Consider the following 15,360-nt stretch of genomic DNA (forward strand, 5'->3'; position numbering starts at 1 on the left):
GGCGCTGTCATTTTTTGACACGGCGGCAGAAACGGTCAAGCGTCTCCAGAAAAGCGGATCGGTCACGCGGTGAAAAAGCCGCATTATATCCCTTGCTTTCACCGGTTTCGCGCAGATGCGCACCAAGATCGCGCATCGCCGTCGCCATCCCGATATTCGACTGGTCAAAAACGCGGCCTGTCGGCCCGGTCACCAGCGCCCCCTTGGCGACGCAGCGCCCGGCCAGTGGCACGTCGGCGGTGATGACGATATCGTTCTCACCGGCATGATCGGCGATCCAGTCGTCCGCGGCGTCGAAACCGGCGGATACGATGACGTTTTTCACCATGGGATCGCGCGACGGGCGCAGACCGGAATTGGCAACAAAGGTCACTTCCAGCCCATGCCGCTCCGCCACCTTGAGAATCTCCGGCTTCACGGGGCAGGCATCGGCATCGACATAGATTTGCGGGTTTTGCGGCATGGGCACTCTTTTTGAGATAATTCCTGCCACGCTTCTAAGCGCAAACGCCGCGATTACCAAGCCCGCCATTCTTGAAATGCGGGTTCGATGCCGGGCAGGGGCGGCACTTGCGACCACCCTGAAAATCGCCTATGTTCCCTTTATGTTCTTGTCCCGAAAGGTTTCCCATGCTGGAAGAGTTCATCGTGCAGGCGAAGTCCGCCACCTATGTCGGCGGCGGCAACAAATCCGCGACGCCCACGCGCAAGGGATCGCACGATCTCGGCTATCAGAGCGGCGACTGGCACTATCTCGACAGCTATTTCGGGGGAACCGATTTCATCGGCCAGGAGGTCGTCTGGCATGAGGGAACGGCGGTGTGGGCGATGAGTTATTACGGCCGCATCCTCCGGCCCGACATGATCGACGGCGCCACGGCTGGCATGGTCATTCAGCGATCGCTTTCCACGCTCTATCGTGAGGGTCGGTTCCTTGGCGGCTTCACCCACCCGGTGGAAAATCTGGTCTATGTCGATACGAATGAGGGTGAATTCCGGTCCTTCACCGGCATCGAGCGCATTTACCGGGGCCATGTCGAGACGTACCGGCTTGACTATCATGGCGGGATCATAAAGCCATAGCGCGCAGGAAATGCCATGGACGGGATTTGCGATGGCAAATGGCGACGCTCAATTTTTCAAGGCGACACTCTATTTCGACTGCGAACCCACCATCTCCGATTTGACGCTGACAGAAGCGTGGGGCGAGGAGGGATATGAATGTGAGCGGCTGGGCGAAAAGGGCGTGTTTGACGGCCTGCGCGGTTCGACCAGGGTTTTTGTCGGCACTCCCGAGCCGGTCTCAGCGGCGCCGGTTGCGCCGGCCCACTATCCGGCAGTCGCAGAGGCGAGGGTCGACTGGTCAAAGACCTTTTGCATCGATGCCAAAGCGGCATATGACGATTTCAGCCGCGCGACACATCAGTGCGAGTTCAGATTCCTGATCATAGCGGATGAGGACGATCCTGAAATCGCCCATAACGAGATCGCCTCAGCCCTGCTCGGCATTCATCAGGTCGCTCCCATGCTGGCCGTTGCATTGCATTATCTCGACATGATCGTCGGCCGCGCCAATCTCGATGACTATCTGAACTATGCAAACAGCCATCTGGACCAACCGCAGCAAATGGCGGCGATGCTGGCCTTCGGAACCTTCGTGATGGAGGAGGGGGAAAAGATCAGGGCCTGGACGACGGGTCTGGAACATTTCGGCCAGACGAATCTGCTTTTCGAAACCCCGGCCGGAGATGCGACGGAAGCGCTCCTCACCCTATTCGGCCTCGGGCATCTCGTCGTCAACGGGCGACGCTTCGCCGCCGGCGAAGCCATAACATCTTTAGACCTTCTTGCGCGTTTCACGCCCGCCGAACTCGATGCCCGGCCAATGCTGCGCGTTGTCAGGCAGGAAGCCGGCTAGAGCGCGCGGTCATACCTAAGGACGATGGGACGATGATGTTTCATCGCCCCATCAAAGGCTTCAAATCAGCCGGGCTGCTTGGTCTTGCGCAGATACGGAAGAACCGTGTCGTAAGAACCGAAACGGGCAATCGCATCCTCGTTGGAAACGGCGGCGGTGATGATGACATCCTCGCCCTGCTTCCAGTTGGCCGGGGTTGCCACCTGGTGTTTGGAGGTGAGCTGGATGGAATCGATGGCGCGAAGAATTTCCTCGAAGTTGCGGCCGGTGGTCATCGGGTAGGTGAGGACCAGCTTGATCTTCTTGTCGGGACCGATGACGAAGACGGAGCGCACGGTGGCGTTGTCGGCAGGCGTGCGGCCTTCGGAGCTGTCGCCAGCGCCGGCGGGCAGCATGTCGTAGAGCTTGGCGACCTTCAGGTCCTTGTCGCCGATCAGCGGATAATCGACGTTGAAACCGGTCGCGGTGCGAATATCGTTCTTCCATTTTTCATGGCTTTCGACGGGATCGACCGAAATCCCGATGATCTTGACGCCACGCTTTTCGAATTCCGGCTGCAGGCCGCCCATCGCGCCGAGTTCCGTCGTGCAGACCGGCGTGAAGTTTTTCGGATGCGAAAACAGGACGGCCCAGCCGTCGCCGATCCAGTCGTGAAAGCTCACCAGACCATGGGTGGTCTCGGCCGTGAAGTCGGGTGCTATGTCGTTGATACGCAGGCTCATCTGATGTTTTCTCCCTAATGATTTGAACTAAAAACTGATGGTTCTCGGCAATCCGTGTCCGGCGCTGGAGCTTAGAGTTTTTGCGTGAAATGGCCAGCCCTTTCATCGGGCTTAGGCGGTATTTGCTTCAGCCCCACAGAGATTTGATAACCCTGATTTTCCCTGTTTGTCGCGGTTTCACGATATCGGCCCGGTTGATTGTTTCAGGAGGACATGATTATTCCAGAGACGATCGGGGGGCCATCATGACGACTTCTTCTGCGCCTGCTTCTGCAACGGTCCGGGCACGCATTCCAGCGACGGTCTGGGTGCTGGGCATTGTTAGCCTTCTGATGGATATTTCTTCGGAAATGGTGCAGACGCTGCTGCCCTATTATCTCGTTTCCGGCCTCGGCGCTTCCGCGGTCACTGTCGGTTTCATCGAGGGCATGTCGGTTGCCATCGCCACCACAACCAAGCTGTTTTCCGGGATTATCGCGGACTGGACGAGGCGGCGGAAAATGCTCGCCGTGCTTGGATACGGTCTTGGCGCAATCTCGAAACTCGCTTTTCCCTTCGCCACCTCGCTCGGCTGGATCGTCGCCGCCAAGGCGGTGGACCGGGTCGGCAAGGGCATTCGCGGAACGCCGCGCGACGCCCTTATTGCCGATGTGACGCCGCCCGAAATTCGTGGCGCCGCATTCGGGCTCAGAAAGTCGCTCGATACGGTTGGCGGCTTCATCGGACCGCTGGCGGCCATCGGGCTGATGTTCGCGCTCAGCGAAAATGTACTCGCCATCTTCTGGATCGCCGTCATTCCCGCTTTCCTTGCGGTGTTCATTCTCATCGCCGGTGTGAAGGAACCGGATGCGCCCGCAAGACCAAAAGCCGAAAAGCCATTCCGGCTCGCCGATTTTGCGAAACTCAATCAGGCGGTCTGGATCGTCATCATCGCGGCGTCACTCCTGACCTTCGCGCGTTTCAGCGAAGCATTCCTGCTGCTGAAATCCGAAGAGGCGGGTTTCCGGCCGGCATGGATACCGATCACGATGGTCATCATGCATGTCGTCTATGGCCTGACTGCCTATCCCGCCGGCCGGCTTTCGGACAGGATCGGCCGCGCGGGAATTATCGCGGCGAGCGTGGCCGTGCTGGCGGCCTCTTATCTGACGCTCGCTTTTGCCAATTCCATTCCGCTGTTCCTGTTCGGCATTCTTCTGTGGGGGCTGCATATGGGCCTGTCGCAGGGGCTGCTCGCGGCCCTGATTGCGGAAACGGCGCCGCCACACCTCAAGGGAACGGCCTTCGGCGTTTTCAATCTGATGACAGGTCTGGCGGTGCTGGTGGGCAATGTCATCGCGGGCTTGCTGTGGGACATCCATGGTTCCTTCGGCACGTTCCTCGCGGGCGCCGCACTGTCTTTTACCGCCTTGCCGGTGTTGATCTGGGTGTCCCGTCGAAAGCGCACCGCCGCCTGAGCCTGTGCCGAAAACACGACGACGTTGTTTTCACTCATCCCAACGCATAGTGTGACTCAACGTCAGGCGACAGCATTCCGGGGGCGGGGAGTGATGGAGAACAGTAATGACAGTCACCATTACCGCTTTTGAACGTTCGCCCGATGGCGGCAAGGGTCTCGCCCGCGACATGCGCGTCCGCTGGGCACTCGAAGAAGTGGGCCAGCCCTATGACGTCCGCCTCCTTTCCTTCAAGGCGATGCGGGAACCGGCGCATCTCGCGCTTCAACCCTTCGGGCAGATCCCGACCTATGAGGAGGGCGATCTCGTCCTGTTCGAATCCGGTGCGATCATATTCCATATAGCCGAGCGCCATGCCGGCCTGTTGCCGCAGGATGCGAATGCGCGGGCGCGCGCGCTCATGTGGATGTTCGCCGCGCTCAGCACCATGGAACCGCCCATTGTCGAGCATTTTGTCACCGGCTTTCTTGAAAGGGACAAAAGCTGGCACGGCGAACGCCTGCAGATCGTACATGAACGTATTCGCAAGCGGCTCGGCGAATTGTCCAGTCGACTGGGGAAGGCCGAGTGGCTCGACGGCGCATTCAGCGCCGGTGATCTGTTGATGATATCGGTGCTGCAACGGATAAAAAGTTCGGGCATTCTCGATGAATACGCTAATCTCGCGGCCTATGTCGCCCGCGGTGAGGAGCGTCCCGCCTATAAACGCGCCTTTGCCGATCAGTTGGCGATTTTCAAAGCCGCATCGAGCGGCTGAACCACCTCAAGCTGAGGGACGCTCGCTGCGGACTGCCGGCGATCAGGCCGAGGTGCTGACGCGATAGGCCATTCCGAGCGACCTCGGCGCGGTCTCCCTGAAGCCGAATTTTTCGTATAGCCTGTTTGCCGGCACATCGGCAATCAGGCTGACATAGGCCGAAGCGGGAAATTCGCTCTTCACATGGCTCATCAGCGCCTCCATGACTGCCTTGCCCAGGCCCCGGCCCTGATGGGCGGGATCGACGGCAATGTCCACGACCTGAAAAAAGCAGCCGCCATCGCCGATCAGCCGGCCCATGCCGATGGCGGACCCTGCATGCAGAACCAGCACGGAGAAGACCGTGCCCCGCAAACCCTTCTCCGCCGCTTCCCGTGAGAAGGGGCTTAGCCCGGCCACGGCGCGAAGGCGCAGATAGTCTTCGACAGACGGAGTTCTCGCGACAATGGAATAGTCGGGGGAATAATCGGGTTGGTTCATTCGACTCTCCTCTTGGCCGCGCTCTGAAAGCGCCGCCCAATATGTGGAGAAGAGTTCTACAGGAGCTTTACCGATTCTGAGGCGCAATTTTCAGCGCCTGAAGATCGTGCTGCGCGCGGACGCCCATGAAGGCGACCGTTTGTGTCTGTTAGCGGCGGCCTTCCACGGCGGAACGGATATGCGAGCGGCTGACGCCGATATCGGAAAGGCTTCTGTCATCGAGCGCGCTCAGTTCGGCCACGGCGCGACGGTTGCGGAAATAGTTTCGAACGGTTTCGTGAAGTTTCATTTTCATGGTTTCCAGTGATGAAGTTGCATAAAATATGCCCATTCTGACGCGAAAAATACAGGCATTTGCCTGCATGGAAGACATGCAAAAATCGAAACCCGACGTCTGGATAGGGGGAAACAACTGCCGGCATAAGGAAACGCTATAGCGGCAGAAAGGACTTGTGTTGGCAAAATATCCGGCGATGAACCTACTCTGCCTGAAAGATTAGCATGACGTTGATCGACAAGAACCGCAAAAGCGGCAAAAGCTCGCCCGGCCAAAGCCGGAACAGATAAATCCGAAAAGGAGTGGGAACATGAAAAACGGTATTACTCGCAGACTTCTACTGGTTTCCGCAGCGGTCGCTCCGATCCTGAGCCTGTCACCGGCGCTCTCCGCCGCAGCTTATGCGGCCGACACGATAAGGCTCGGCCTCGTCGCGCCGATGAGCGGCCCGAATGCGCGCTACGGCGCTTTCTCCATGCATGGCGCGGAACTCGCGGTAAAGGACATCAACGCGGCCGGCGGCATCAACGGCCAGCAGATCGAACTTTTCAACGCCGATAGCCAGGGCACTCCGGTCGAAGGCGTTTCGGCCACCCGCCGCCTGATCGATCAGGATGAGGTGGATTTCGTCATCGGCGACGTTTCCAGCTCCGTGACGCTTGCGATGCAGCCTGTCGCCGAGGATGCCGAGGTTCTGCTGCTGAACGCGGCGTCCTCCAACCCGAAGATCACCTATCAGGCGGGTGTCGGCGGTTTCAAATGGACATTCCGCAATTATCCGACGGATGAGAACCGCGCGCTCGTCGTGGCTAAATACGCCGCCGAACAGCGAGGTTTCACGAAGTTCGCCGTCCTGTCGGTCGATAGCGACTACGGCCGCTCCGCCATCACCTTCACCAAGAAATATCTGCCGGACTTCAAGGGCGAAATTCTCAGCGAGGATTATTACAAGGAAGGCGAGGTCGACTTCCGCAGCGTGCTGGCGAAGATCCGCGATAACGGCGCGCAGGCGATCATCATGTATGGTCTGGCCGATACCACGCCAATCGTTGCCCGCCAGATGCTGGAACTCGGGCTTGCCGGCAAGGTCGTGCTGATCGGCAACGGAGAATTCAACACCGAAAAGACGATCAAATCCGCGCCGAAAGCCATGGAAGGTGCTGTTGAGGCCGCTGCCTGGCTGCCGCAGTTCGATAGTCCCGCCAGCAAAGCCTTCGTCGAGAAATTCACCGCGACATACAAGGAAGCGCCGAACAATCACGCCTATGTGCATTGGGATACCGTCAACCTGCTCGCCCACGCGATCAAGGAAGCCGGAAGCGCCGACCGCAACGCCGTCCGCGAAGCGCTCTCCAAGATCAAGTACAAGAGCCCGGTCGGCGAAGTGACCTTCGACGATCACAATCAGGCGCGCCTTCCGATGATCCTTCTCCAGATCGAGAACGGCAAGCCCAGCATCAAGGGCGCTTATACGGCGGAAATCCAGTACCCTGCGAACTGACAGACCGGGAGGGGTACAGCCATGTTCTCGACAATTCTCGAGCAAGTCGTAAACGGGATCGTCACCGGTTCCGTCTACGCGATCGTCGCCGTCGGCATGACCATGATTTTCGGGGTGCTGAGAGCCATCAACTTCGCTCATGGCGAATATTACATGCTCGGGACCTTCGGGGCGTGGTTCGCCATCGATTATCTCGGCCTTTCCTATGAGGCTTCGATCGTCGTCGGCGTGCTTTCGACCGTGGTCGTGGCCTATGTGGTCGGCCAGCTGGTGATGCGCAGAATGGTGGGAGCGCCGGCGGAGTCCGGCGTTCTCGCCACCCTCGGCATCGCGCTGATCCTGCAGAACACGATCATTTTCGTCTTCGGCGGCGGCTACAAGTTTTTCGCCGGCGGTTATATCGAGCCGATTTCCATTCTCGGCTTCACGCTGGCGCAGCAGCGCGTGCTCATCCTCGTCGTCTGCCTCATCGTCTTCGTCGGTCTGGAACTGATGGTCACCTATAGCCGTCTCGGCATGGCGATGCGGGCGGTCTCGCAGAATGTCGAATGCTGTGGCGTAGTCGGCATCGATGTCTCGCAGGTCGTGTTGCGTACCTTCATCCTGGGCGCCGCGCTCGCCGCACTTTCGGGCGTGCTGACCGCGCCGGTCAATGTCAGCGTCTATGGCGGCATGGGGGAACTCATCACCTTCAAGACCCTGCCGATCATCATCATGGGCGGTCTTGGCAATGTGCGCGGCACCTTCTTCGCGGCCATGATCCTCGGCATCGCCGAAAGCCTCGTCGCCACCTATGTCGGGCTGCAATTCCGCGACACGGTGGGCTTCGCAACGCTGATCCTGATGCTGATGTGGCGTCCGCACGGCCTGTTTTCGACGCAGGCGCGCTTCTAGAGCATTTCCAGGAAAAGTGGACCCGGTTTTCCGTCCGGAAATGCGGAAAAATAAAGAGTTAGAGCGCTTTGGCGATTCGAAGAAAAGCCAAAACGCTCTGGAAGCCGCGCCCGCCGAATTTACTCGAATTTTGAGGACTAGACATGTCTCTCACAGACACCGTTCCCCAGGCACGCCGCCGCGATCTGCGCATTCCGCTCGCCGCCGTCCTGATTGTCGTCGCGCTGGCCGCGCCCTTCATCGGCACGCGTTACGTCACCCATTCGCTCATCATCGCGCTCATCTTCATGCTGCCGGCGCATGGCCTCAACCTGCTTGTCGGCTATACCGGTCTGTTATCGCTGGCGCAGGCGGCTTTCTTCGGCATTGGCGCCTATACAGCCGGCCTGCTGGCGGTTCACTATGAAACGCCGTTTTATGTGAACCTCATTGCCGCCGGCCTTGTCTCCGGCGCGCTCGCCCTGCCGCTCGGCATTCCGGCTTTGCGTCTTCGCTCGACTTCTTTCGTCATGTGTACGCTCGGTTTCGTCATCATCGGCCAGGCAATCGCCAAGAACTGGATTTCGCTGACCCGTGGCGACATGGGCCTCTCCGGCATCCCGAAACCCTATTTCGAGCTTGGCCCGCTCTCCTTCACGGTCAGCGGAACCACCAGTTTCTATTATCTGGCTCTCGCCATCTGCGTGCTGGGAACGCTTGCCGCATGGGCAATCGTCCGCTCGCCAGCGGGCCGCAACATGGTCGCCATTCGCGAAAACGAAACGCTGGCGGAGTCTCTCGGCGTTCCGACCTGGCGTTACAAGCTGATCGTTTTCATGCTGAGCGCGGTCTTTGCCGGGGTAGGGGGCAGCCTCTATGCCCATTATCTCACGGTGGTCAGCCCGCTGACCTTCCAGATGTATTATTCCACGACGATGCTCATCATCGTCCTCGGCGGTGGTGCTGGCATGATTTCCGGAACCGTCTTCGGCAGCCTGCTTTTCGTCGGACTGACCGAGGCGCTGCGTGTGGCTCCTGAAGTGCGGATGATCGCCTATGGTTTCTGCCTTCTCGTTCTCGTCTTCTGGTTCAAGAAGGGTTTCGCTCCCTTGATCAATCGATTCTGGAACGCGATCGGAGGCTCGAAATGACGGCTCATCTTCCCATCCTCGAGATAAAGAACCTCAGCAAGTCCTATGGTGCGGTGAAGGCGGTCAACGATGTCAGCATGCACATCAATCGCGGCGAAATCGCCGGGCTGATCGGGCCCAACGGTTCCGGAAAATCCACCTTCTTCGATTGCAGCACCGGGCTTGCCCGGCCGGATACCGGCAAGGTGATCCTGGACGGGCAGGACATCACCGGCTGGTCGCTCAACCGCATCGCCCGCGAAGGCCGCATGCTGCGCTCGTTCCAGAAGACGGTCACCTTCAAGGCGCTCGATGTGGAGGAGAACCTCATCATCGCCGGCCAGATGTTCACCTTTCCCTCGCTCCTGTCGACATTCGGCCTCGGCGGCATGTCGCGTCGCCGCGTGGCCGGGTTGAGAGAGCGGGCGCGCGAGCTGATCAAAATGGCGGGGCTGTGGGACGTTCGCCACCAGCCCGCCGGCAACCTCTCCGGCGGCCAGCAGAAACTCATTCAGTTCGCTTCCATGCTGATGCCGGAACCGAAGCTCATCCTGCTCGACGAGCCGATGGCGGGCATCAACCCGAAGATCATCGAGCGCGTGGTGGAGACGATCCAATATGCGAATAAATCGCTCGGCGTGAGCTTCCTCGTCATCGAACATAATATCGATGTCGTCACCAGCATCTGCCAGCGTGTCGTCGTGCTCGATCAGGGAACGAAACTGGTCGAGGGACTGCCGCATGACATCATTCAGGACCAGCGTGTGAGGGAGGCCTATCTTGGCGGCTGACAGCAATCTTTCCATCAAGGGCCTGCGCGCGGGTTACGGCAATCTCGATATCCTGAACGGCGTCGATCTGGATGTGCCGGCCGGGCAGTTCGTGGCCCTCATGGGGCCGAACGGTGCGGGCAAATCCACCCTGCTCAAGACGCTCTATGGCATGACGACCATCAAGGAAGGCGGCATCGACTGGCGCGGCAGGAACATCGCCGGATTATCGTCGCGCGCCATTCTGGGCGAGGGCATATCCTTCGTGCCGCAGGGCCGTTGCAATTTCCCGGTCATGACCGTCGATGAAAACTTGCAAATGGCCGCCTATACCATTCGCGATGCGAAAGTGAAGGCGGACCGGGATTATGTCTACGACCTTTTCCCGATCCTGAAAACGCGGCGCTCGACGCTCGCGGGCAATATGTCGGGCGGCGAGCAGCAATTGCTCGAAGTGGCGATGGCGGTTCTGCAGCGGCCGAAGGTGCTACTGGTGGATGAGCCCTCGGTTGGCCTGTCGCCGGCCGCAATCGGCATCGTGTTCGATGAACTCCTGCGCCTGCATGCGAATGGCATGACCATCCTGCTGGTCGAGCAGAACACCAAAAAGGCCATGGAGGTGGCTGAGCGCGCCGTCATTCTCCGTCTCGGCAAGGTGATCTGGGACGGCACGCCGGCGGAGATCACCCATGACGAACTTGGCGAATTGTTCCTGACCGGAAAGATGCGCGGCGAACTCGAAGCCGCGCACTGACTGGTCCAAAGCTTTAGATTGAGACGAGGAAAGACCATGAGCACTTTCGTGCCAGCATCACGCGTGTCGAGAATAAAGGTATCGCCGAGCACGGCGGCGGCGGCCCGCGCCCGCGAATTGAAGGCCGCCGGCCGCGATATCGCCGACCTGACTGTGGGCGAGCCGGATTTCGATACGCCGGAAGGCGTCAAGGCCGCGGCGCATGCCGCCATCGACCGGGGCGAGACCAAATACACCGCTGTCAACGGCACGCCGGCGCTGCGCAAGGCGATCATCGGCGACTTCCAGAAACGTCTCGGCATCGCCTATGGCGATAGCGAAATCTGCGTCGGCGGCGGCGCCAAGCAGATCCTGTTTCTGGCGCTGATGGCAAGCGTGGAAAATGATGCGGAAGTGATTATTCCGGCTCCCTACTGGGTGTCTTATCCCGATATGGTCATCGCCAATGACGGCACGCCCGTCATCGTCGCATGCCCGGAGGAAACCGGGTTCAAACTGACGGCTGAAGCGCTGGAAGCGGCGATCACCCCGAAAACTCTGTGGCTGATCCTCAACGCCCCCTCGAACCCAACGGGTGCTGCCTATAGCGAAGCGGAGCTGAAGGCGCTGGGCGACGTATTGCTGCGCCATCCGCATGTCATGGTCCTTTCCGACGATATTTACGATCAGGTCTGGTTCAGGGACGAGCCGATGAAAACCCTCGTTGCCGTCGTTCCGGAACTGAAGGACCGCGTGCTTCTGACCAACGGCGTTTCAAAATCCTATGCCATGACGGGATGGCGGATCGGCTATGGGGCAGGGCCGGCAGCACTCGTCGCCGCCATCAACAAGTTGCAATCGCAAATGTCATCGTGCCCGTCCTCGGTCAGCCAGGCCGCCGCCGCCCATGCGCTTTCCGGCGACCAGACATTCGTGACGGAAAGTGTTGCGGTCTATAAACAGCGGCGAGACTACGCCTGCGCGCGTCTGAACGCGATCCCCGGCCTTTCCTGCATCGTTCCGGATGGGGCCTTTTACCTTTATCCGAGCTGCGCTGGCGTAATCGGCAAGAGGACGACGGAAGGCAAGTTGATCGAAAACGATCTCGACTTTGTCCTCTACCTTCTCGACAGCGTCGGCGTGGCGGCTCTTCAGGGCGCTGCCTATGGCCTCTCGCCCTATTTCCGCATTTCCTTCGCCACCTCCATGGAGGTGCTGGAGGATGCATGCGACCGCATCGAACGGGCGGTGGCTGCGCTAAGGTAGGGCAAATCGGACCCATAAACAGGCGCGCCTTTACAACGGTTCGTGACGCTTTTCACCTCCCGTCATTCCGGCCTTGAGCCGGAATCCAGCCAGCCCAAGTCCTTGGGCTGAAAAGACTCATCCCGCCGCGCAGACGCGCGTCGACTGGATTCCGCCTCGGGGCCGGAATGACGGAGGTGGGGATGTACGCGCAAAGCTGTGTCGTGCACCTGCACATATACCGAAGAACACCTATCCCATTGAAATTACGCACCCTCCTAGCAGAAATCCATTCCTGTTTCCGCATCAATGCGCTAGGATTTCTCCAAAAAGTGGGGACCGATGAGCGTCGATTTCAAAAAACTCAAGAGCTTCGTCAAGATCGTTGATACCGGCAGCGTTTCGCGTGCCGCCGGCATTCTTCGCGTAGCGCAGCCGGCGCTGTCGCAGCAGATCGCATCGCTGGAACAGCACTTCAAACATCAGCTGCTTTTGCGCAGCAATGTCGGCATCGCACCGACCGAGGCCGGGCTGATCCTCTATCGCCATGCGCAGATCATGCTGAAGCAGATCGAGCAGGCGCAGACCGATATCGACCGCTCGGCCCGCTCGGTCTCCGGCCGGGTTTCCATCGGGCTCGCCACCTATTCCTCGTCCAGCGCGCTGTCGCTGCCGCTCATCAAGGAGATGAGGGCGCGGTTTCCCGCCATTACGGTCCATATCAACGACAGTTTCGGCCATATCCTCAGCGAGCTGATCATGACCGGCAAGATGGACATGGCGCTGATCTACACCTCCGATCCCATCAAGGGCGTGACGCTGGAACCGCTGTTCCGGGAGGAGATGTTCCTCGTCTCGCCGGCCGATATGAAGCTGCCGACCGAACCCGGTCAGCCGCTTCCGCTCTCGGCACTCGATGGCCACGCGATGCTGCTGCCAAGCAAGTCGCATTTCCTTCGCCGGCTCATCGATGAAGGGCTTGCCCGGGCGCGGGCGCGGCCTGAAGTCATTTCAGAGCTGGAATCCGTGCCAGCGCTCGGGGCGGCGGTACTGGACGGCCTTGGCTCGACGATCCTGCCAGCCTCCGTTGTTCTGGAAACCCCGAGCTTCAGCGGCGCGCAGCTGCATCCGCTCACTACCCCCGTCATCGACGCCACGGTTTCGCTTTGCGTGTCCGATCATATGCCGCTTTCCGAGCCGGCGCTGGCGGCGCGCTCCGTGCTTCTAGAGATCGTCACAAAGCTCAAGAGCGGCCACCACCCCGGCATTCGCGCCATCTGAACTCGCTATAAGCAAACCCTATGGCGGCAGACCGAGGTTGTGTTGGTAAAGGCCGGCTGAAGGCTTCAATTTTCCCTCAGTGAACGGACCCAAATCGTGGGTCCAAAAGGCAGCCGGAGAGGCTGCATGGTCGCTCGAGGGAACAATGGCAAAACTGGCTTTCGATACTGGCGGTACCTTTACCGATTTCGCGCTTCTGGACGACAGCGGCGATCTTCACCTCCATAAAGTCCTGAGCACGCCGAAGAATCCGGCCGAGGCCGTTGTGCAGGGCGTATCGGAACTGCTCGAAAAACATGGCGATGCGATTGCGATCGAGAACCTGCAAGTGCTCGGCGCAACCACCGTCGTCACCAATGCCGTGCTGGAGCGTAAAGGCGTGGAGACCGGTTTCGTCACCACCGACGGTTTTCAGGACATGCTGCGCATCCGCAACGAGGGGCGTTACGATCTCTATGATCTGAACATCAAATATCCCGATCCGCTGGTCACCCGCGCCAACAGTTTTGGCGCCGAAGAACGCATCGCCGCCGATGGCGAGGTGATGACGGAACTGAAGGAAGAGACCGTCCGCAAGATTGCCGGACGTCTGAAGGAAAAGGGCATCCGCTCGGTGGCGGTCTGCCTGCTACACGCTTACAAATATCCGCAGCACGAGCAGCGCGTCGCCGCCCTTCTGCGCGAGGAAGACCCGGATATCTTCGTGTCCTTGTCTTCCGAAGTTTGCCCGGAAATGCGTGAATTCGACCGCGCTTCGACAACGGTGGTCAATGCCTATACCCGCCCGCAAATGTCCGGCCACGTCGCCCATCTGCAACGGGAATTCGCCGACAGGGGCATCGACCGGCAGGTGCTCTGGATGACCTCTTCGGGCGGGCTTGTCCCGAGCCGTCGCGCCGCCGAACTTCCCGTTCGCCTGATCGAATCCGGCCCCGCAGCAGGTGCTGTCGCCGCCGCCGAATTCGGCCGCACGGCGGGCGAAGCGAGCGTGCTTTCCTTCGACATGGGCGGCACCACCGCCAAGCTCTGCCTCATTCCCGATGGCGAACCGAATGTCGGCACCGATCTTGAAGTCGCGCATTACCAGCGCTTCCGCAAGGGCTCCGGTTTCCCTCTGAAAATCCAGTCGATCCAGATGATCGAGATCGGCGCTGGCGGCGGTTCCATCGCCGCGAAGAACCCGCTCGGTCTTCTCGATGTCGGCCCGCATTCCGCCGGCGCCATGCCGGGTCCGGCCGCCTATCAGCGCGGCGGAACAGAACCCACGGTGACCGACGCCGATATTCTGCTCGGTTATATGGGAACGGAATCCTTCGTCGGCGGCTCATTCAAGGTGTCCAAGGACGCCGCGCAGCAGGCGATGTCGAAACTGGCCGCTTCGCTCGATGTGTCGGTCGAGCGTTGTGCCTGGGGCATCCACGATCTCGTCAACGAATCCATGAGCAAGGCCGCCGCCATGCACGCGACCGATCTCGGCGTCGATCCGCGCTCGCTGCCGATGGTCGCTTTCGGTGGAGCCGGCCCGGTCCACGCCTACGGCATCGCCCGCAAGCTCGGCATTTCGCGCATCATCTGCCCGACCGGCGCGGGCGTCAGCTCCGCCATCGGCCTGCTGATCGCTCCAGTCGCCGTCGATCTCTCCGCAAGCCATCCGATGGCGCTCGACGCCTGGGATATCGATGCGATGAACCGCCTGCTCGACGATCTTTCCGCTCAGGGCGCGGAAGTGGTTTCTGCCGCCGGCGTTCCGAAGGAGACGATCACCAATCGTTATACCGTGGATATGCGCCATGTGGGGCAGGGACACGAAATCACGGTGGTCCTTCCTGACCGCAACCTGCCGAAGGACCTCTTCCTCGAAGAATTGCGCGGCAGTTTCTTCAAGCTCTACCGCGAATTGTTCGGCCGCACGGTGGCCGCACCGCTGGAAGTCATCACCTGGCGTCTGCGCGCCAGCGGCGAAAAGGATCAGGTCACCAGGCCGCATGAGACCGTCGTTGCCGAAGCCCGAAAGGGCAGCCGGCAGGTCTATTTTCAGGAGGCGGGCGGTTATGTCGAAACCTCGGTTTACGACCATTACAAGCTGCCGGTCGGCCACGAGGTGAAGGGGCCTGCCATTGTGGAGCAGCGTGAATCGACGGCCGTTGTCGGGCCGAGTGGCGCCTTCCATGTCGACGCCCACGGCAATCTCGTGATCAATATTCTCTAAGGGGCAG

The 15,360-nt window shown here is 59.9% G+C and carries 16 protein-coding genes; 12 read left to right on the forward strand and 4 right to left on the reverse strand.

Annotated features, from left to right (window positions below; genetic code table 11):
- Nucleotides 1-7 precede the first annotated feature (7 nt).
- Nucleotides 8-463, reverse strand: a complete 456-nt coding sequence (locus O3W47_RS23075; RefSeq protein ID WP_003502698.1) for a YaiI/YqxD family protein — start codon at nucleotides 461-463, stop codon at nucleotides 8-10.
- Between the two features lie 167 nt (nucleotides 464-630).
- Between O3W47_RS23075 and O3W47_RS23080 the strand changes: the two genes are divergently transcribed.
- Together O3W47_RS23080 and O3W47_RS23085 are read left to right on the forward strand one after the other, a co-directional pair.
- On the forward strand, nucleotides 631-1,083 hold the full coding sequence (locus O3W47_RS23080) for a DUF5680 domain-containing protein (RefSeq protein WP_174024872.1): 453 nt from the start codon (nucleotides 631-633) through the stop codon (nucleotides 1,081-1,083).
- Between the two features lie 31 nt (nucleotides 1,084-1,114).
- Entirely contained in the window at nucleotides 1,115-1,918 is an 804-nt protein-coding gene (locus O3W47_RS23085; RefSeq protein WP_269314664.1) for a hypothetical protein, read from the forward strand.
- A 65-nt stretch (nucleotides 1,919-1,983) separates the two neighbouring features.
- Here the strand turns inward: O3W47_RS23085 and O3W47_RS23090 are convergent, their stop codons facing one another.
- A complete protein-coding gene (locus tag O3W47_RS23090) occupies nucleotides 1,984-2,640 on the reverse strand; it encodes a peroxiredoxin (protein ID WP_269314665.1) in 657 nt (218 codons plus the stop codon).
- Nucleotides 2,641-2,885: 245 nt separating this feature from the next.
- On the opposite strand from O3W47_RS23090, the gene O3W47_RS23095 reads away from it, so the two are divergent.
- On the forward strand, nucleotides 2,886-4,097 hold the full coding sequence (locus tag O3W47_RS23095) for an MFS transporter (protein ID WP_269314666.1): 1,212 nt from the start codon (nucleotides 2,886-2,888) through the stop codon (nucleotides 4,095-4,097).
- A gap of 106 nt (nucleotides 4,098-4,203) precedes the next feature.
- Nucleotides 4,204-4,854, forward strand: coding sequence for a glutathione S-transferase family protein (locus O3W47_RS23100; protein ID WP_269314667.1), 651 nt, complete (start codon nucleotides 4,204-4,206; stop codon nucleotides 4,852-4,854).
- Between the two features lie 42 nt (nucleotides 4,855-4,896).
- Here O3W47_RS23100 and O3W47_RS23105 read toward each other — a convergent pair whose 3' ends face one another.
- Nucleotides 4,897-5,334 (reverse strand): GNAT family N-acetyltransferase, encoded by a 438-nt coding sequence (locus tag O3W47_RS23105; protein WP_080817076.1) that lies wholly within the window; start codon nucleotides 5,332-5,334, stop codon nucleotides 4,897-4,899.
- 148 nt (nucleotides 5,335-5,482) lie between these two features.
- A complete protein-coding gene (locus tag O3W47_RS23110) occupies nucleotides 5,483-5,623 on the reverse strand; it encodes a DUF1127 domain-containing protein (protein ID WP_080853169.1) in 141 nt (46 codons plus the stop codon).
- Nucleotides 5,624-5,921: 298 nt separating this feature from the next.
- Here O3W47_RS23110 and O3W47_RS23115 point away from each other — a divergent pair, with 298 nt between their 5' ends.
- From O3W47_RS23115 to O3W47_RS23150, 8 genes are all read left to right on the forward strand, one after another.
- A complete protein-coding gene (locus O3W47_RS23115) occupies nucleotides 5,922-7,112 on the forward strand; it encodes an ABC transporter substrate-binding protein (protein ID WP_269314668.1) in 1,191 nt (396 codons plus the stop codon).
- A 21-nt stretch (nucleotides 7,113-7,133) separates the two neighbouring features.
- A complete protein-coding gene (locus O3W47_RS23120) occupies nucleotides 7,134-8,006 on the forward strand; it encodes a branched-chain amino acid ABC transporter permease (protein WP_035217353.1) in 873 nt (290 codons plus the stop codon).
- Nucleotides 8,007-8,149: 143 nt separating this feature from the next.
- Entirely contained in the window at nucleotides 8,150-9,136 is a 987-nt protein-coding gene (locus O3W47_RS23125) for a branched-chain amino acid ABC transporter permease (RefSeq protein ID WP_080817073.1), read from the forward strand.
- Nucleotides 9,133-9,906, forward strand: coding sequence for an ABC transporter ATP-binding protein (locus O3W47_RS23130; protein ID WP_080817072.1), 774 nt, complete (start codon nucleotides 9,133-9,135; stop codon nucleotides 9,904-9,906). Before O3W47_RS23125 ends, O3W47_RS23130 begins: the two co-directional genes overlap by 4 nt.
- A complete protein-coding gene (locus O3W47_RS23135) occupies nucleotides 9,896-10,639 on the forward strand; it encodes a branched-chain amino acid ABC transporter ATP-binding protein (protein WP_003523645.1) in 744 nt (247 codons plus the stop codon). The genes O3W47_RS23130 and O3W47_RS23135 overlap by 11 nt, the downstream gene beginning before the upstream one ends.
- A gap of 36 nt (nucleotides 10,640-10,675) precedes the next feature.
- Nucleotides 10,676-11,884 (forward strand): aspartate transaminase, encoded by a 1,209-nt coding sequence (locus O3W47_RS23140; RefSeq protein ID WP_269314669.1) that lies wholly within the window; start codon nucleotides 10,676-10,678, stop codon nucleotides 11,882-11,884.
- A gap of 321 nt (nucleotides 11,885-12,205) precedes the next feature.
- Nucleotides 12,206-13,144, forward strand: coding sequence for a nitrogen assimilation transcriptional regulator NAC (nac, locus tag O3W47_RS23145; RefSeq protein WP_269314670.1), 939 nt, complete (start codon nucleotides 12,206-12,208; stop codon nucleotides 13,142-13,144).
- 145 nt (nucleotides 13,145-13,289) lie between these two features.
- Entirely contained in the window at nucleotides 13,290-15,353 is a 2,064-nt protein-coding gene (locus O3W47_RS23150) for a hydantoinase/oxoprolinase family protein (RefSeq protein ID WP_269314671.1), read from the forward strand.
- Nucleotides 15,354-15,360 lie beyond the last annotated feature (7 nt).

Source organism: Agrobacterium sp. LMR679 (assembly GCF_027157905.1).
Classification (GTDB): domain Bacteria; phylum Pseudomonadota; class Alphaproteobacteria; order Rhizobiales; family Rhizobiaceae; genus Agrobacterium; species Agrobacterium leguminum.